We start from the raw sequence: 17,367 nt of genomic DNA, 5'->3' as shown, positions 1-17,367 counted from the left end.
CTAAAGTCTACCTTAAATATTAAATTATTGTTTTGTAGAAGCATTCACAAACTTACTTTCATCTACAGAGCCTTGTGATGATGTACTGAATGCAATGAATCATCTGCCCCTTACAAATCAATTTGTCAACAAACTATAGGACAATCAGCTCAGGAACATTGTCCGCAGTATCGCTACCTTCGAGGTTATTCAATGATATTCCGTCATCGCTTCCTTGTAATCTGGTTCGTCTTGTGGCTCACCGCTTGTAACGCACCGGTCACCACACCCACTGCTGCGACCATCCCCGCCGCTTCGACGCCAACATCGGTTACTGCTGAACCATCAGCGCTGTCTACCTCAACGGTACTTCCCTCCGGCCCGGTGATTGTGATCGATTCGACACAGGCCCGGCCTTTTCCACGCCAACTCCTCGGGACAAATGTTCCGGCGTGGCTTAACCCTATGCGACTCGGTGATGAAACATTTATCAGCCGCACTGCCGATCTGGGCCTGAGCCTCCTCCGCATGCCCGGTGGTAGCTGGAGCAATGCGTATGCGTGGGCCGATTGCGAAACGGGAGGCGAAGGTTGCTACTGGCCTTGGGCCGCAAAACCTTCAGATTTTCTGCGCTTCGCCCGTGCGGTGAATGCTGAGATGATCTGGACGGTCTCGATCAACGGTTCGGCCCAAGAGGCAGCAGCACTGGTCGCCTTCTTCAACGGCTCCGTCGATGATGAACGACCACTCGGAGTTGACGCACGCGGGCGCGATTGGCTGACGGTTGGTCATTGGGCGCGTCTGCGGGCCGAAACCGGCAATCCCACACCTTTCCCGGTACGTTACTGGGAAATCGGCAACGAGGTGTACGGTGCGAAACGAGATGTGGGGTCTAATTGTGCAGAATGGGGCTGGGAAGATGTTTGGACATGCGATCCGGATGAGTACCTCCACGGGGCAACTGTCAATGGAATTACCTACGATGGCTATTTGGCTTTCTACGATGCGATGAAAGCCGTTGATCCTTCGATCCAGATCGGGGCCGTGGGGGTAGAAAAACCCGATGAATGGAGGAATTGGGGGAACCGGGTAATTGCCGGTGCCGGCGAGAAAATCGATTTTTATGTTGTTCACTATTACCCCTACTTCCAACCCCCAGAAAACCCAGCCGGCGCATTGCAGCAACCTCAGCGCAGTTGGTCAACGACCATGGCCGACCTCCAGGCCGCGTTTAACCGCTACAGCGGGCGGCAAATACCGGTGGCCGTCACCGAATATAACCTTGTGGCCTTTCAAGATGCCGACAACGGCCAATTGATGCGTCGGGCGGTAAACATGCTCTTCATCGCCGATACCATTGGCCAGATGGCAACCAACGGTGTTACCATCGCTAATCAGTGGGATCTGGCGAATGGCCGAGCGTATAACGGTACCGATTATGGGTTGCTCGATGCCGATACGTTTGAACCAAACCCGGCTTACTACGCTCTCCAACTCTGGAGTCGGTTTGGAGATGAATTGCTGACGACCCAAACACCGTTCGATCCGGCGCAGACCCTGAGTGTCTATGCGGGTCGCCGTACCGATGGCACACTGACGCTGCTGGCAATTAACAAAACTGCCCAACCGCAGACGGCAATTGTCGTCATACCGGCAGGTCAATGGCGCGTTACCACCACAGTCGTACAAGCCTCTGATCTACTGGCCGAATCTGTCACCCTCGATGTCCGTGATAACGGTATGACAATCGAGGAAAGTGCCAACTATGAATACACCTTTGCACCATATACGCTCACTCTCTTAACATTCACAAAACCATAGCCTCAACCAGGAGGTGTCCGATGCGATGGGAAATCGTTATCCTAATTATCGTTGGTCTGCTCAATAGTGTAGCCATCACACAACCTGTACAAGCAGCAATTACCAATATCGGGGCCGGTGGCTGCCCGGTGAATACTATCGTGGGCGGCGATAATGTGGTCCAGAACGGCGATTTTGCCCAGGGTGCGGTCGGCTTCACCTCACAACTGATCAATCGCGGTAACGGTGTCTATCCTGATGACAACAACGGTGGCGGTTTTTCGATTCAGAGTGGCACGATAGTGTACCCGCCATTTGAAACCAACCCCTATATCTACGGACGGTCATTTCCCGGTGATCCACAACGTGATGTACCGCCTACCGACACCTATTTTTATTCAAACCCAAGTGCAGCCAATTATCAGGCAGGTAATGGTCGGGTCAATCTGTGGACGCAAACGGTAGCAGTTGCCCCCAACACGACGTACAACTTCTTTGCCTATTTCGACAATCTCCTCGACCCGGTGAAGAGTGCGAACGGTGCTGCCGATCCGATCATCGAATTGCGGGTCAACAATACCTCAGTTGGCACGACCGTGATCCCCAAAACGCCAGATCGTTGGGTACCGGTGCAGTACGCTTTTACGACCGGCGATAATGTTACGGGTATCACTTTGACAATCGATAGCCTCACCAATAACACATTTGGTGACGATTTTGCAATGACACAGATCAACCTCAAACAATGCGTCAGTGGGGTGGGCGTCGCCAAATTTGCCTTCCCGCCCGAAGCTGCTACCCACAATAGTGTAGAAGGGTTTCGGCTTGAGTATTGGATCACCATCCGGAACTTAGGTGCTGATCCGGTGACCAATCTGGTCGCTATCGATGATCTGGCTACCGTTTTTGCGGCTGCTGACGATTGGGATGTACTTGAACTCAGTGCCATGAATGAGAGTGCGTTTACCGTGTTGACGGTGAATCCCGCGTTCGATGGGAGTAGTGATCGCAATCTTCTCGCTGCCAATCAGAGTCTTGGTCCTGGTCAAAGCGCACGTATACGGTTGGTTGTTTGGGTCAACCCCCCGGAAGGCCCAACCGTATTTACCAACAGCGTCCAACTATCGGCGCTGTCAGGGAACGTAGTAGTCACTGATCTATCAATGCCCGGTCTCAATCCCGATCCCAACGGTAATGGTAACCCCAAAGAAGACGGCGAGATCGGAGCTACCATCTCAATCTTCTCACCGTACCAAACGTGGGTACCGATAGTGACCCGCTAGATGATAGGCGGTGTGGCTTTATCCGGCCAAAGAACGGATCGATTTCGCCGGCACACCGCCGACTAGTGTATTGGTCGGTACCGATCGCGTCACTACGCTACCGGCAGCAACAATGCTGCCGGTACCAACCACAATCCCGGGCAGGAGCAAAGCCCGTGCCCCAATCCACGCCCCTTCCTCGATCCGCACCGGCGCCGTGGTCAAGGGTCCGGCCCGGTGCTCAGCCCCACTAATCTGATGCGAGGTCGTGAGGATCATGACTTCATGACCAAGACTAACGTGATCGGCAATAGTGATATGATCGTTCAAATCAAAGAAACAATCGGTGTTTATGACACAATTTGCCCCAATCTGTAACCGATGTTGCACCTTGCCGTAGCCATGCAGGCGCATCGGCCCCATTATCACCGTGCCATGTCCGATCTGACAACCGGCTAAACGCAACAAACGCGGGCGCAACCGAGAAGCGGTGTAACGGGGTAACAGCCGTAACAATCCGCCAATGAACAAGAGTCGCGGTTGCAACGCACCCAGCTCTTCGGTGATAATGCGGTGGATTTTCGATGAAGTAGTGTTTTGCATGGTACTTCCTGTTGACTATTCTGAGCACGCTAGCCTCTGCACGTTCGCAGCGAGCGCGACCGGCATCGTTAGCCCTATCTTTTGCCCCTGATAGCTCTATTGTGCCAGATCGGTTCGCCTAATGCGATTAGGATGGGAATAGTCTGACGAAACTGTCAAGCACTGTCGCACACGAGAGGGAAGCAATGAATAGCCCCCGCTACAATACCAAGCCATTCCAATGCGCCGTTTTTCAACTCATCACCGAACAGTTAGAGACGACATAAATGACGAATTAACAAACTACCATTCACCCAAAATCATCGCTAAAACTGGTATGATGCTATTGGTGCCATCGAGCAATGTTGTGCTATCCATGAGCATAGAGAGGTTTGCAGTATGGTGCGCTTGATCATTCTGCGCTTACTAGAAAGCTTCTTTCGCCGGCCTTTGCTGAGTGTTGCACCTTTTGTGATCGGGGTGCTCTTAGGCGCCGGCTACATCTTACTCTCCCCACCAGAATTTTTGTCGAGCGGCAAGATTTATATTGAAAAAGATAGTCTCCTTGCTTCGCTCACCTCATCCAAAAGCGACGCTTCATGGTGGGTGACACCGGCCCAAGCAACGACGAACGAACTGTATGAGTTACTCGCTACCAACGCTTTTGTACGGGCAGCGATTCAGCAAACCAAACTCGAACCGTACATGTCCGGTGGACCAGATGTCGTCTGGGAAACGTTTACCTTCTTCCGTGACACAATTAGCATTAACCCGTTAGGCGATAAACTGGTTGAAATTCGTGCCACGACCGACGATCCTGAACTATCATATCAGATGGTCGTAGCGACGATGGATACCTACTTGAAATGGAAGTTGAACACCGATTTTCAAGAGAGTGTCGCAGCCCAAAAGTTTTTTGAAGATCTGATCGCTCCGTATCAAGCCGAAGTTGATCAGGCTCGTCAGGCATTAATCGACTTTCTCAGTGCTAATCCCGAACCGGTACGCGGCGATCGCCCGCCCGGTGAGCAGTTTCAACTCGACCAATTACGGGCAGCACTGGCCCGCGCCGAAGAACGTCTGAGCACGGCCCAAGAGAACGAAGAGAGCGCACGCTTGGCGTTGGTCAAGAACGAGAGCTTGATCCGGCAGACATACCAGATCGTTGACCAGCCCGAAATCCCGCTCAGAGCCGAATTCTCGATCACGACGTTCGTCAAGAATATGATCATTTTTGTCGTGATTGGTCTATTCCTTTCAGTGAGTTTGATCGGTGGCGGTGCTCTCATCGATCGCAGTCTGCGTTTTCCGATTGACGTGCGTAATAGTCTGAATCTGCCGCTACTCGCAGTGGTACCGCTGAGCCAGGAACCGATTACACCGACACCGATTGCAACGACCGCAGAGACTGACCAATCGATGCTTCAAGCCCAAGTACAGGTGAAATGACGTAAGGGTCAGAGTGCTACCACGACGTTGTTCCTTCGTCTGCATAGAGGAATGCTATGTTTAAGCAACAGAAAAAAGCGACGGCCACTATGCCGACCGACCTCCCACTCACCATCGAGACTGCCAACGGCGCGCTGCGTCGCTCGTTTAGTGGCGAACAGATCGGTCAACTTCGTCGCATGATAACCGATTTGCTGGTCGATCAACGCTTACCAACGCGGATCGGCTTTACGGCAGCACTGCGCGGTGAGGGGGTCAGTTTTATTACGTTAGCAAGTGCAGTGACGCTGGCCCACGACACCGGTAAGCACATTTGCGCCGTTGAGTTGAACTGGTTAGCACCGGGCATGCTACATAACCTCAATCCACCACCACCGGTTAGTGGCAAAAGGCGTCGCCGCGAACCGGCCCCACCACCACCACCGGTACCCAACCTACCCGGCATTGCCGAGATCCTGCGCGGTCAGGCAACCATTGACGAGGCACTCCTGGCGACGAACCATACCGGTCTATGGCTCTTACCCGCCGGTGTCGTTACCCTCGAACAGCGACCATTGCTGGCCCGTAGTTCTGAACTGCGTACTCTCCTCGATCGGCTCGGTGAACGGTTTGACCATATTTTGCTCGATCTGCCGGCGATTCTCCAGACGAGTGATACACTGGCGTTGGCGGCACTCGCCGATGCGTATGCACTGGTAGTTCGCCATGGGGTTACCCCGATCACCGAAATCCGACAAGCGTTGAGCGACATCGAGCACGTACCGGTGCTTGGCGTGATCCTCAATCAGGCGCGAATTGCCACTCCTCGCTGGATTCACCGCCTGATTCCGCAGGAGTAGACTATGAAGTTCTTCGTCGGCTTTCTCGTGCTATGCCTGCTTATCGGCGCGCTTACACCGCACTGGCGGCTGCGCGATCTGGTGGTCATTATGATCGGGCTGAGTGCGCTCGTTGTGGCAGCCTATTACTTCTTGAACGTCATCTGACCGGCACTAATGGTCGGTGAATAACCCTATGCTTGATCTCCTGGTTCCGCGTTATCCTGATGTGATGACGGTCGCCCGGCGCAACGAACGGCGCTGGTGGCTCCTCTTTCTTGCGGTGTGCCTGCTCGTCGGCGTGGTGATATTCTTGCTGCGCCGACGGATGAGTCCCGAGTCGGTGTTGTCGTTTTTGATCTTTGGTGGTGTCCTGTTCGCTACTGCCGTTCAACCACGGTTTGGCGTGTACGCTATTCTCGGTCTTACCCTTTTTGGCGACCGTTCATTGCATCCGTGGTACCCGTTTACCAAAAACTTATCGAGCCGCGAATCGATCATGTTTGTGTCCGACTCGTTTTCGCTCAGCCCGCAAGAGATCACGATTGTTTGGACGTTAGTGGTCTGGCTGGTACGGTCGGCGACCGAGCGGCGCTTACGGATTCATTTTGGTCCACTGTTCTGGCCGGCGGCGATCTTTCTGGTCTTCAACGCGATTGGGCTTGTGTATGGGCTGGCTAACGGCGGCAATCGGGTTATTGCCCTTTGGGAAGTGCGCTCCATCTTCTATCTCCCGTTAATGTTGTTGTTAGCCGGCAACTTGATCGAGAACCGCGCCCAACTAAATACCCTGTTCTGGATTGCTACGATTGCCCTGTTTGCCAAAGGTGTAGCCGGGGTTTGGTACGTTCACGATGTGCTGAAGTGGGATTTGGAAGGTGTTGAACGGATCGCAGAGCACGCAATGTCGATCCATTTCAACTTCTTCTTCGTCTTGCTGATCGCTGCTTGGCTCTATCGCGATAGTGCGGCACGTCGTTTCTCGATGATGCTGATGGCGCCGTTCGTCCTCTTCAGCCTGGTCGCCAACTTTCGTCGGGCCGGTTTTCTCACCCTCGGCATCGCGGTTGGCTTGATCGTTCTCTTGCTCTATATCGAACATCGTCGCCTCTTCTATATTATTGCCCCGACCAGTACCATCGCAATGGCTGCTTATCTCGTGGTCTTCTGGAATAATCAGGGACCGCTTGGCATTTTAGCCCGCGCTGTCCGGTCGGTGATCGGCCAGCCGAGTGCCCGTGATGCCGCGTCCAACATCTATCGCGATTTGGAGAATATCAATATTATGTTCACCATCCGCCAAGCCCCTCTCACCGGTATCGGGTTTGGTAACAAATTTTATATCGTGGTACCAATGCCTGATATTAGTGTGTTTGAATGGTGGGAGTACATTACACACAACTCGATCATGTGGGTGTGGATGAAGATCGGCATGATCGGATTTTACGCGCTGATCCTGTTACTCGCGATCACGATGCTCTACGGCGCACGGATGGTACGACTGATGCCGCACGGTCAGATGCGGGCATTTGCCCTTACTGCCACGCTGTACATCTTTACCCACTTCGTCTACGCCTATGTGGATATGTCGTGGGAAAACGGTAGTATGGTGTTTGTCGGTACGATGATGGGTGTGATTAATGCCTTACCACAAATTGCCGCCGGCAAACCGGTCCCGATCTGGCCATGGCGAGTGTTTAGCTCGCTACCCAACAAACCACGCACGTAGCATGGTTGCGGTATACTGCCTGTGAGCTTCTAGACAGCACCGAGGTACCATGTGGTGAGAGTATGCTACGACGTTTAGCGTTGTGTTTCCTCTGTGTTGTGATTAACCTCACCGGCTGTAGTCGCCGCTCAAGCGCCGATCTACCGCCGATCGTAACTGCAACCCCAACGGTTGCGCCGGTGTTTCAGGAACGACCGACGGCAAGCCCGTTTGTACCACCACCTACCCGCACTCTATTGCCAACGCGCCCACTGGTCACAGCAACGACCGTCGGCGATGACGACCGTAGTCAGTTGCAGGTTGATCCGGTCTATCGTGATGCACTGAGCACTGGCTGGAGCATCGCCAATAGTGCGTTACTGACCAGCGTGACCCTTACCGAGACGCAGGTCGTCGCATTGGGCCGCTATGCCATCGCCGTCACACCAAGCGAAAGCACCGGTATCTTGTTCTTCACCATTACCCCTGAGAGTGGGATTGAACTCCGCCGTGATCGCGTGGCCGCGTTGCGACTCCGGTTAAGTGGCGGTAATCTACCAATCGCCAACGATGCGATGACGATTGCAGTGGTGGGAAGTAATCGTTTCTCATACTGGACGCCAAATGACGATTCGGTCACGCTGAGCGGTCGTGTTACTAACAGCACCGAACCCCTCTTCCCGGAAACCCGTCTCTATTTTCTAGGGCTTAATCGTGCCATTGCACCGGGAGAATGGGCCGAGATTTACGTCTGGCTTGACGATTTGATCTATGAACCAGAGTATACCTACGTTACCGGTTTTTATCTTAAGACGAGTAACGATTTGGTACCGCAGTATTACGTTGATCAGATAGAATGGTTGGTGCGTGCAGAGTCATCCTCGAACCCATAGAGCATCACTACGGACGTTGCGCCCGATTACGAGCCGTTCGAATCCAATCGCGCGGCTTCACGCCGAGTAACAAGCGAATGTAGAGCCAGAGCTTCCACCCTAAAAAGAAGGGGGTAAACAACAACGACCGGTAGATCGACCACGGCGCGCGTACTAGCAGCAATCCACTGAGGACATATACCACTTGCCCACCAATGATAAAACCGGTCAGTGCCAGCGCTGCCGGTTCGCGCAGTACGATTGCGATCAACGCCACCAGGACACTCATACCGGTGACCACCGAAAACGGTGGGATCAGTTGCTCAATCGCCGCATCGATCAGCAAAAAGCTGTGTCGGCGCAACCCCTCGCGCAGCAATTGCGGTACATACCGACGCACCATTTCCAGCCGGCCCCTTTCCCATCGCTCATTTTGGCTCTGGGCCGCCCGGAGACTATCGGGCATCTCGGCCCATACCACTGCATCAGGCGCAAACATTGCACGCTCACCGGCAAGAATCAGGGTCATGTGATATTCAATATCCTCGGTGAGCGATGCCGTCCAGCGGTAGCGCCGCAAAATATCGGCGGCAAAGACCATGCCATTGCCCTTCAAACCGGTCGAACCTCCCAAAACCATGCGCCCGAGCGGACGCAGGTAGTGAAGGACGATCAATGCCACCGCCCGTATCCCCGCACTCCACGCCCCTTCTGGCTGCCGTACCGCGTAATAGGCCTGTATCACCCGCTCACCCCGCGCAAGGCGAGCATCCATCACGCGCAGAAAGTTCGGTGAGACAACCGAGTCGGCGTCAAGAATAACAACGGCGTCGTGCGGTTCGTTGCGTGCCCAAATCTGATGTAATAGCCATTCGAGTGCATACCCCTTCCCGCGCAGCACCTGATCAAATCGCTCATAGGCAATCGCACCGTGGGCCGTCGCCACAGCAGCCGTGCGATCGGTGCAGTTGTCGGCAACAACGTGAATGCTGTACAGATCACGTGGATAATTGAGTTGGTTGAGATTGGTCAGCAGATCGGGCAACAGGCGCTCTTCATTATGCGCCGGAATCATGATCACGAAGCGCGTAGTCGGTTGCGCGCGCAGCGGTGTTGTGCGGCGGGCAAACAACGCAGCTCCCGTCAGTAACAGCAGATAGCCCACGATTAACGCCAGCACCACGCCGGCAACCCAGTACACGACTGTCAGCACCAACCAGACGAGCGCCATCATAATCGCTCCTTCGGCTGCAACGGTGGCAGATCAACCCCGGTCTCACTTATCGTCTCGTAGAGGATGTTGGTCAACCTCACAGCGTAATGATCAAGATTCATTGTGGTCTCTATCAGACGTCTCCCAGCTCGGCCCATCCGCGCTGCTGTGTCTGGATTGGCCAAGAGTCGTTCGATGGCAGCTCGCAATGCCTCTGGATCGCGTGGTGGTACGTACAACCCGGTTTCACCCTCAACCACCACATCGGTTTGGCCGGGCGTGCGTGTACAGATGACCGCCCGCTCCATTGCCATTGCCTCAAGAATAGCCGTGACGCCGGCTTGGAACTCAACCGGTTCGAGCGGCATGACCAAAAACCGGCTATCACTGTAGAGTTGACGTAGATCGTACTGGCTAAACTTCTGCACCTGCACGTTGGGCGGGATCGGTTGGCCTTGCGTACTATCACGTTGCTTCGACCACGGGCTGGCGGCGGCCACCACCACATCGGCGGTGAGACCGGTCACGGCGCGCAACAGGGTCGGGTAGTCGCGCCGTTCGAGACCAACAGCACAAATCTGTGGACGGTTGGTGGGACGGGGCGGCGCATAACGCGGATGAAAAAATTGATCATCAACCATGAACGGAGTGAACGGCACCCGCTGCTGCGGCACCTGCCAGCGCTCGGTGATAAAACGCTGCTGCCACGTCGAATAGACGATGAAGCGGTCGATATGACTATGTACGCCAAATCGATCAAGAAAGACCATTTTCTTGGGAACCGACAGAATATGCACGATCATCAAGTGACGGGGACGGCGATTGGGGCTGAAAAACTTGAGCAATGCCGCGAGCGGCAACCCCACCTGCTCACCGTCGGTGAAAATCGCTTGATAGCGATGGCGACGGGTAAAACACGCCCACGCCAACAGCAGATTTGGCCCACCTAACCGCTCGAACAGCCGACCGACGACACCACTCGTTGCCCGTGCCGTTCGGTAATCGAGGAGATCGGCGCCGAAATGATGGGCTAGTTCAAGATAATCGGCGCGTGGGCGACGACCGGCAGCAATCTGTTGTTCAATATTGTCTGGGATAACTCCTGAAACGGTGAGCAATACTTGATTCACGCCGGAATCCTCTCTTTGCTACGAGACAGCTCAATTTCGCCTTTGATCACATCTAATAACCGACCGGCATTATGACGCGCATCGTACATCCGTGCTACATGGGAGCGCGCTTGTTCGCCGAACCGTAACCGCTCATCGGGCCGCAACACTAATCGGCGTAACGCCTCGGTGAGTGCAGACACATCACCGGGTGGGACAAGCAGGCCGGTCTCATTATCACGCACGATCTCCGGGATGGCAGCAACGCGCGTGCTGATCGCCGGTAAGCCGGCTGCCGCCGCTTCTGACAGCACCATTGGTAAACAATCACCGAAAGTTGGGAGAACAAAGATATCAGCTTGATGGTAGAGTGCTTTAAGTGGCGCACTGTTGGGTTGCATACCATGGTACACAAAGACCCCCGGCTCGTCCGGCGCCTGATCTTTCGTCACAAGATGAAGCTCGACCCCTAACGGACGCAGCCTGCGAAACGCGTCCAACAGCAACAAACCACCCTTGCGTTCGAGATTGGCACCGACAAAGAGAAGCTTCACCGGCCCCTCATGCGGAGTACGCGGTGTGGGCCGTTGCCACTCATGCACATTCACACCGGGGGGAATGACGGTTATCTTATCTGCCGGCACCCCATACCCCTCGATCAAGCCCTCTTTCGCCCACTGACTCCACGTAACCAGATGACGAGCCAAGCAAAAACAGCGCCGGTTAAGCTGCCACTTGATCCGTTCCAGCCACGGCGGGCCGGGGTCGTGTTGGTAGAAGGAGCCGAGTTGATCGTACTGCAACGGCGTGGCGTCGAGCGAAACAACACTTGGGTAGCGGCGCATCCAATCGGCAGCCAAGACGGCAGGGACCTGGGTGTGAAAGAAAAGGGCATCAATCGTCGCATGCTTGGTCAGTCGGCTCAGTGATCGCCGTGCGCGCAATCCAGCCCGTACCGTCCAATTACTCTTGTAGAGCGGGATACGTGCAGCAAGCCCATGCGTCTCGAACGGAATAAGCGCCCAATAGGCACGCACATCAGGATCACGAATGACGTTTGTCTGTAAGTTTTTGGCGTGCGTCACATGACCGAGCGCTTGTTCAAGCACAAAACCGATGTTGTACAATGCTGTCCCATTCATAGCGATTGCCTCAGCTACGCGATCCTCACCGCTCCCCAAACTTGTCGGTTCGTTACGTTGAGTATAACAAAACGGTATAACCTTTCTGTTAACGCAAAAATAGCTTGGCTTGCAATGTTGTTATGTACCAATTCACAGCACAGTGGGTAAGAAATAGAGTATGATGATACGATTATGAACAGTACTGTCAGATCGATCACATCAGACAACTGGCACCAAACCGTCATAACCTGGTGCTGCTAAAATATTCTGTGCGAAGCTCGGCTTGACAGAGAAGGAACCGGCATGCGTCTACGTTTGCTGATCGCCTTACTCCTTACGACACTGATCAACGCTTGTGGAACGTCACCGCTCCCAACACCGGAGCCGGTAACGCCTAGTCCAACGGCAGTGATATTGAACGAAGCGACCACGTTTAGCGAATTGAATGTGCGGCTACGCTTACCTCCCGGCTGGCAGAGTCGCATCGAGGGTGGAATGTTGCGACTTGCTCCAAACAGGACAGCCCTTGAAGCCGCTGTCATCAATGAGCCGACGATCCTCCTCGATACCACATCACTCGCTACCCTAACCACGCAATACGGTTCATCGGCTGCGAACCCGGAAACCATTTTCGAGCTGGCGAGTGGTGCGATCCAATCGGCCGGTTACACCATAGCGCCTACCAAACCGGTAAGCCTTGGCAACGCACACGGGTTAGTTGCCGATATTACCGGACCGACCGGTACTGGTCGATTACTCGTCCTCGTTGACGAGACCCGCGCAGTACGCATTCTGGTGCAGGCGGCAAACGACGAGTGGGCACGATCACAAGCGCTGATCGACGGCATACTGGCAACCATCGAGCTGCTCCCCGTACCATCCCCTACACCTACCCCAACCAATCTCGCCGCCCAACCACAAATTGTGCGCTCTGGACCACCGGGCTTTGTGATGCGACTTGGTGGGCGGAGTGGCCCGGCCAACAGCCGCTTCATTGCTGCCCGCGGCTTAGCTGCCGCACCCGATGGGACGATCTTCTTGGCCGAAAGCGGACGTGGGGTCTGGGTCTTTACCCCCGACGGGACATTACGCCAGATGTTCGGCGCCGATGAGCTACTCGACGCCTACGACGTAGCCCTCAGCCCTAGCGGCGACATCTACGTCGCCGATTATGGTCGTAACGCCATCGTTCGTTTTAGCAGCGATGGCACCTTCCTCAGCCGATGGGGCGGCCATGGCGACGCACCTGACCAATTTGGGCTTTCAGCACCCCAACGGATCGCAGTGGGGAGTGACGGCAGCGTCTACGCGCTCGATACTCGTCCCGGTGCGGATGGGCTAGCCGCAAGTAGTATCGTGCGTTTCAGTGGTGAAGGGCGCTTCCTTGAACGGATCGAACTACCACCCGATGTAGCTCCGGCCGATTTAGTCGTCGCCCCCGGTGGTGTCATCTACCTGGCCGAGAATTTTGCCGGCGTGATCGTTAAGCTTGCCCCCGACGGTACAGTTATCGCCCGCTTGGGTGATCCGGCCGATCCTACGCAATTCGCCGGACCGGTACTCGATCTTGATCGGGCCGGTTATCTCTATCTTGCCACCTATACCGGCGTCATCTTACGGCTGGCGCCCGACGGAACGATTGTCGCACGCGGGGGTGGTCCGGCCACTCCCGGCAGCCTACCAAACCCCGGCGAGATCAGTCTACCCAACGGAATTGTGGCCGCACCCGGTGGTGTGGTGTGGGTGAGCGACAACAGTGGTGAGTACAGCGCAATCTCGGCATTTCGGCTTCAAACCGACGCTACGGCCCTAGCCACGGCAATGGCACTCACGCCTACCGCCCTCGCAGTGGTCGAAACGACGCAGCAGTGGGTGGTCGCGGCTGCCACCAGCAGCTTCTACGCCCCCGACTACGATCCTGACGGCGTCATCGGCCCACCCGACGTACCTGGCTGCCAAGACAGTCCCGACGCTTGGGCGCCGGCCACCCCCGGCAGCCGTGAAACCCTCACCGTCACCTTTGCCGAGCCAACGTTTGCCAGTGCTCTGACTATCTATCAAAACCATCAACCCGGATACATCGCGCATGTCGAGCTTATCGATGAGCAGGGCACTGCACGAACGGTCTACCGCGCCGATCCAACCCCTGCGCCAGAGTGTCCATTTGCCACCACGATCACCTTCGAGCAAACACTCACACGCATTGTTAAGGCGCAAATCACGCTTGATCAGCGGGATGGCAGTTGGAGCGAGATCGATGCGGTGGCCTTAATCGGCATACCCTAACCAAAACGCTCTGTTCGGCAAAACAAGCCGCCCTGCCCGATACAAGGCAGGGCGGTAAGAGGCAGAGACCGGATGCGAGGCGCTAGGAATCAGATTGGTTGACGACCGATGATTGAGATTGAGAACGACGTACAAGCGACGGTCGTGTTCCCCACAATGACTGGAGATGTTGGCGCGCGTCGCCTGTTCGCCGATCCAACAGCATCACAAAGCGACTCGCATTAACCAAGCCCAGACGCTCAACCAACGCAGCCCATCCTTCCTCGATCAGCCGAGTCTCGGTTTGATTCATCGTATCTGCTCCTTAACTAATTGAAGGTCAGCCTCGACCATCATTTGCACGAGTTCAGGAAACGACGTGCGCGGTTTCCAACCGAGTTTTTGGCGCGCCTTACTCGCGTCACCGATCAACAGATCGACCTCGGCTGGGCGCATAAAGCGCTGGTCGATGACGACATAATCGCGATAGTCAAGACCGACACACCCAAACGCCAACTCGCAAAACTCACGAACCGAATGGGTCTCGCCGGTCGCGATCACATAGTCTTCGGGCTGATCTTGTTGGAGCATCAGCCACATCGCTTCAACGTAATCACCGGCAAAACCCCAATCACGCCGGGCCTCCAGATTTCCCAAGCGCAGTTCTTTATCAAGCCCAAGTTTAATCCGCGCCACACCGTGCGATATCTTGCGCGTGACAAACTCAAGCCCACGTCGCGGGCTCTCGTGGTTAAACAGGATGCCGGAGGTTGCGTGCATCCCATAACTTTCACGATAGTTGACGGTAATCCAGTGACCATACACCTTTGCCACCCCATAGGGGCTGCGCGGGTAAAACGGTGTTGTCTCCTTCTGCGGCACCTCCACCACTTTGCCGAACATTTCACTGCTCGACGCCTGATAAAACCGGATTTCGGGATCAACAATCCGCACTGCATCAAGCAGGCGGGTCACCCCCAAGGCTGTCGTTTCACCGGTAAACACCGGCTGGGGCCACGAGGTCTGCACGAAGGATTGCGCAGCAAGATTGTAGACCTCGTGTGGGCGATGCTCGCGCAAGACGTGGATCAGCGACACCTCATCGAGCAGATCGCCGGTCACAAGGGTCAATTTATCTTGAATATGTTTGATCCGCTCGAAATTAACGGTGCTCGAGCGTCGCACCATGCCGATCACCTCATACCCTTTGGCGAGCAAAAATTCGGCGAGATAGCTACCATCTTGCCCGGTAATGCCGGTGATCAGGGCACGTCTAGAAGCCATAGATTATCTTCCTCTCACGTATGCAACGCAAAACGTCAGCAAGACCACCTTGCCGCAACGTCCATAAACGGTGCTACTATACAACGAATCGGCGTTTGCGTCTGCTAAGTGAGTTACTATTATACCCATGAAAGAACCGCTTGGTCAACGGATTGACCGCTGACGCCGCACCGTCTTAGGACGGTACACGGATGTTGTGCCCATCCGTTCGCTTCGTGTGCATCCCTCTATCGTAGGACGGCACAACGCTGCGACCTTAAAATGACCATAGCCGGACGCAGCACGTGTCAGCCGAGCGTCTTGCCAGCTCACGAATAGCGATCTCATACATCGAGTTGGGATGATAATAACCGGCGCGCACACGATCGATCTCCTTGCCGGTTTATTTCCATGTGAACCGTTGCAGCTCGTCGGCGGAACAGATCATCTTGCGGTTGCGTCGAGCGACTCCCGTTTGGGGCTTGCCGCTCCGCCGAAGTCGAGTGACAACTCGCGCGCCTCCACCGTGATCGAGAATGGATTGCTACATTAGCTTTCGCCGCCGAGCGGGCCACCGTTCTGCGGGAAGAGTGGTGTCGGCGGCTTGAACAGCTCGCACAGAAAACAGCCGGGCTACCGGCGTAAGCATTGCGCGCCGCTGCGTGGCGGGATGGTTATTAGCTCACCAATTCGCCACGGGCGGCTGCTACCGCCTTCTGAGCGCCTTCGGCCAGCGTTGCCGCCGGGATCAGCTTTGAACCGGCCAGCAGGGCGCGACCGGCCTCTTCATTGGTACCGACAAGCCGCGCCACCATCGGCACATCCGTCGGTACTTCTGCGAGGGCAGCAAGGATACCACGGGCCACTTCATCGACTCGGGTAATACCGCCGAAGATATTGAACAATACAGCCTTGACGTTCGGGTCGGAGAGAATAATCTGCAAGGCTGCCTTCACCTTCTCTTTGCCGGCGCCACCCCCGATGTCAAGAAAATTGGCCGGCTCACCACCCGACAACTTAATTACGTCCATCGTTGCCATCGCCAGCCCGGCGCCATTAACCATGCAGCCGATGTTACCGTCGAGCTTGATAAAGGTAATATCGGCCTCACGCGCACGCCGTTCGGCTTCAGGTTCGGCAGAGGGATCGCGGAGGGCAGCGAGATCGGGATGGCGGAACAAGCCACTCTCATCGAGGAGTACCTTGGAGTCGAGGGCAAGCAGGTTGCCATCGTTCTTAATAACGAGAGGGTTAATCTCGGCCAATGATGCATCCGACTCAACGAAGGCGCGGTACAGGGCGCCGGCGATCTGGGCAAACTGACGTGCCTGTTTACCATCGCGTAAACCGATGCGAAACGCCAACTCGCGAGCCTGAAAATCGAGTAAACCCATTGTCGGGTGGGCAGCAATCTTAACAATTGCAGCGGGGTTCGTCTTGGCGACCTCTTCGATCTCAACCCCACCCTCGGCAGAAGCAATCATCGTAATTCGCTTGCTTCCACGGTCAAGGATGGCTGAAAGGTACAACTCACGCTCGTAGCTAATCGCCTCGGCAACCAACACCTTCTCGACCGTTAGCCCCTTGATATTCATCCCCAAAATCTGACCGGCCACCTGTTCGGCTTCTGCCGGCGTTTGGGCTAATTTAACACCACCAGCTTTGCCACGACCGCCTACGTGTACCTGTGCTTTAACCACCACCGGCCCACCGATCTGCTCGGCAAGAGCACGGGCTTCCGCCGGAGTTACGGCAACGCCACCACCCGTCACCGGAATACCGTAGCGCGCCAACAGATCGCGGGCTTGATATTCATGCAATTTCATGCCAGCTCTCCGCTACCAAACAGGAGGTATATCGAGTTGGAACAATCGTTCCAATCTGATCTTTGCGTGATAACTTCTGGAATAGTAGCATGAGAGG

The 17,367-nt window shown here is 55.2% G+C and carries 15 protein-coding genes; 8 read left to right on the top strand and 7 right to left on the bottom strand.

The features are described 5' to 3' along the window. Nucleotides 1-192 precede the first annotated feature (192 nt). Together AC01ZF_RS01970 and AC01ZF_RS01965 are read left to right on the top strand one after the other, a co-directional pair. Nucleotides 193-1,800, top strand: a complete 1,608-nt coding sequence (locus tag AC01ZF_RS01970) for an alpha-L-arabinofuranosidase (RefSeq protein ID WP_428112789.1) — start codon at nt 193-195, stop codon at nt 1,798-1,800. Nucleotides 1,801-1,820: 20 nt separating this feature from the next. Continuing rightward, nucleotides 1,821-3,062, top strand: a complete 1,242-nt coding sequence (locus tag AC01ZF_RS01965; protein ID WP_424676021.1) for a hypothetical protein — start codon at nt 1,821-1,823, stop codon at nt 3,060-3,062. Nucleotides 3,063-3,080: 18 nt separating this feature from the next. On the opposite strand, the gene AC01ZF_RS01960 is transcribed toward AC01ZF_RS01965, so the two are convergent. Then, the gene (locus tag AC01ZF_RS01960; RefSeq protein WP_424676020.1) at nt 3,081-3,644 is read right to left on the bottom strand and encodes an acyltransferase; all 564 of its coding nucleotides are present in this window, start codon (nt 3,642-3,644) and stop codon (nt 3,081-3,083) included. 378 nt (nt 3,645-4,022) lie between these two features. On the opposite strand from AC01ZF_RS01960, the gene AC01ZF_RS01955 reads away from it, so the two are divergent. From AC01ZF_RS01955 to AC01ZF_RS01935, 5 genes are all read left to right on the top strand, one after another. Next, complete coding sequence (locus AC01ZF_RS01955; RefSeq protein WP_424676019.1) at nt 4,023-5,072, top strand: GumC domain-containing protein; 1,050 nt, start codon at nt 4,023-4,025, stop codon at nt 5,070-5,072. 56 nt (nt 5,073-5,128) lie between these two features. Continuing rightward, nucleotides 5,129-5,911 carry a CpsD/CapB family tyrosine-protein kinase gene (locus AC01ZF_RS01950; protein WP_476575070.1) on the top strand — a complete coding sequence of 261 codons (783 nt, stop codon included), beginning with the start codon at nt 5,129-5,131 and terminating at the stop codon, nt 5,909-5,911. 3 nt (nt 5,912-5,914) lie between these two features. Beyond that, complete coding sequence (locus AC01ZF_RS01945) at nt 5,915-6,058, top strand: hypothetical protein (protein WP_015940822.1); 144 nt, start codon at nt 5,915-5,917, stop codon at nt 6,056-6,058. Between the two features lie 28 nt (nt 6,059-6,086). Continuing rightward, a complete protein-coding gene (locus AC01ZF_RS01940) occupies nt 6,087-7,619 on the top strand; it encodes an O-antigen ligase family protein (RefSeq protein WP_424676017.1) in 1,533 nt (510 codons plus the stop codon). Between the two features lie 62 nt (nt 7,620-7,681). Then, complete coding sequence (locus AC01ZF_RS01935) at nt 7,682-8,491, top strand: hypothetical protein (RefSeq protein WP_476575069.1); 810 nt, start codon at nt 7,682-7,684, stop codon at nt 8,489-8,491. 7 nt (nt 8,492-8,498) lie between these two features. On the opposite strand, the gene AC01ZF_RS01930 is transcribed toward AC01ZF_RS01935, so the two are convergent. Genes AC01ZF_RS01930 through AC01ZF_RS01920 form a run of 3 tightly spaced genes read right to left on the bottom strand, consistent with a single transcriptional unit; the run spans nt 8,499 to nt 11,934 of the window. Continuing rightward, entirely contained in the window at nt 8,499-9,704 is a 1,206-nt protein-coding gene (locus AC01ZF_RS01930; protein ID WP_424676015.1) for a glycosyltransferase family 2 protein, read from the bottom strand. Then, complete coding sequence (locus tag AC01ZF_RS01925; protein ID WP_424676014.1) at nt 9,701-10,813, bottom strand: glycosyltransferase family 4 protein; 1,113 nt, start codon at nt 10,811-10,813, stop codon at nt 9,701-9,703. Before AC01ZF_RS01925 ends, AC01ZF_RS01930 begins: the two co-directional genes overlap by 4 nt. Next, nucleotides 10,810-11,934 (bottom strand): glycosyltransferase family 4 protein, encoded by a 1,125-nt coding sequence (locus tag AC01ZF_RS01920; protein ID WP_424676013.1) that lies wholly within the window; start codon nt 11,932-11,934, stop codon nt 10,810-10,812. Before AC01ZF_RS01920 ends, AC01ZF_RS01925 begins: the two co-directional genes overlap by 4 nt. A gap of 285 nt (nt 11,935-12,219) precedes the next feature. Between AC01ZF_RS01920 and AC01ZF_RS01915 the strand changes: the two genes are divergently transcribed. After that, nucleotides 12,220-14,202: an NHL repeat-containing protein gene (locus AC01ZF_RS01915; protein ID WP_476575068.1), complete on the top strand. Its 1,983-nt coding sequence runs from the start codon at nt 12,220-12,222 to the stop codon at nt 14,200-14,202. 82 nt (nt 14,203-14,284) lie between these two features. Here the strand turns inward: AC01ZF_RS01915 and AC01ZF_RS01910 are convergent, their stop codons facing one another. The 3 genes from AC01ZF_RS01910 to sucC form a co-directional block, all read right to left on the bottom strand. Then, nucleotides 14,285-14,494: a hypothetical protein gene (locus tag AC01ZF_RS01910; RefSeq protein ID WP_424676011.1), complete on the bottom strand. Its 210-nt coding sequence runs from the start codon at nt 14,492-14,494 to the stop codon at nt 14,285-14,287. Continuing rightward, nucleotides 14,491-15,465 (bottom strand): GDP-mannose 4,6-dehydratase, encoded by a 975-nt coding sequence (gmd, locus tag AC01ZF_RS01905; RefSeq protein WP_424676010.1) that lies wholly within the window; start codon nt 15,463-15,465, stop codon nt 14,491-14,493. Before gmd ends, AC01ZF_RS01910 begins: the two co-directional genes overlap by 4 nt. A 656-nt stretch (nt 15,466-16,121) precedes the next feature. Beyond that, nucleotides 16,122-17,270: an ADP-forming succinate--CoA ligase subunit beta gene (gene sucC / locus AC01ZF_RS01900; RefSeq protein ID WP_424676009.1), complete on the bottom strand. Its 1,149-nt coding sequence runs from the start codon at nt 17,268-17,270 to the stop codon at nt 16,122-16,124. Between the last annotated feature and the right edge of the window lie 97 nt (nt 17,271-17,367).

Source organism: Chloroflexus sp. (genome assembly GCF_056331925.1).
The sequence above is the reverse complement of the archived record's forward strand: the minus strand, read 5'-3'. Positions and strand labels throughout refer to the sequence as shown.

Coding starts and splice junctions, on each gene's coding strand:
- AC01ZF_RS01950 (WP_476575070.1), top strand. CDS start 5,129: ATGTTTAAGCAACAGAAAAAAGCGACGGCCACTATGCCGACCGACCTC.
- AC01ZF_RS01920 (WP_424676013.1), bottom strand. CDS start 11,934: ATGAATGGGACAGCATTGTACAACATCGGTTTTGTGCTTGAACAAGCG.
- AC01ZF_RS01930 (WP_424676015.1), bottom strand. CDS start 9,704: ATGATGGCGCTCGTCTGGTTGGTGCTGACAGTCGTGTACTGGGTTGCC.
- AC01ZF_RS01935 (WP_476575069.1), top strand. CDS start 7,682: ATGCTACGACGTTTAGCGTTGTGTTTCCTCTGTGTTGTGATTAACCTC.
- AC01ZF_RS01965 (WP_424676021.1), top strand. CDS start 1,821: ATGCGATGGGAAATCGTTATCCTAATTATCGTTGGTCTGCTCAATAGT.
- AC01ZF_RS01945 (WP_015940822.1), top strand. CDS start 5,915: ATGAAGTTCTTCGTCGGCTTTCTCGTGCTATGCCTGCTTATCGGCGCG.
- AC01ZF_RS01960 (WP_424676020.1), bottom strand. CDS start 3,644: ATGCAAAACACTACTTCATCGAAAATCCACCGCATTATCACCGAAGAG.
- AC01ZF_RS01955 (WP_424676019.1), top strand. CDS start 4,023: ATGGTGCGCTTGATCATTCTGCGCTTACTAGAAAGCTTCTTTCGCCGG.
- AC01ZF_RS01910 (WP_424676011.1), bottom strand. CDS start 14,494: ATGAATCAAACCGAGACTCGGCTGATCGAGGAAGGATGGGCTGCGTTG.
- gmd (WP_424676010.1), bottom strand. CDS start 15,465: ATGGCTTCTAGACGTGCCCTGATCACCGGCATTACCGGGCAAGATGGT.
- AC01ZF_RS01970 (WP_428112789.1), top strand. CDS start 193: ATGATATTCCGTCATCGCTTCCTTGTAATCTGGTTCGTCTTGTGGCTC.
- sucC (WP_424676009.1), bottom strand. CDS start 17,270: ATGAAATTGCATGAATATCAAGCCCGCGATCTGTTGGCGCGCTACGGT.
- AC01ZF_RS01940 (WP_424676017.1), top strand. CDS start 6,087: ATGCTTGATCTCCTGGTTCCGCGTTATCCTGATGTGATGACGGTCGCC.
- AC01ZF_RS01915 (WP_476575068.1), top strand. CDS start 12,220: ATGCGTCTACGTTTGCTGATCGCCTTACTCCTTACGACACTGATCAAC.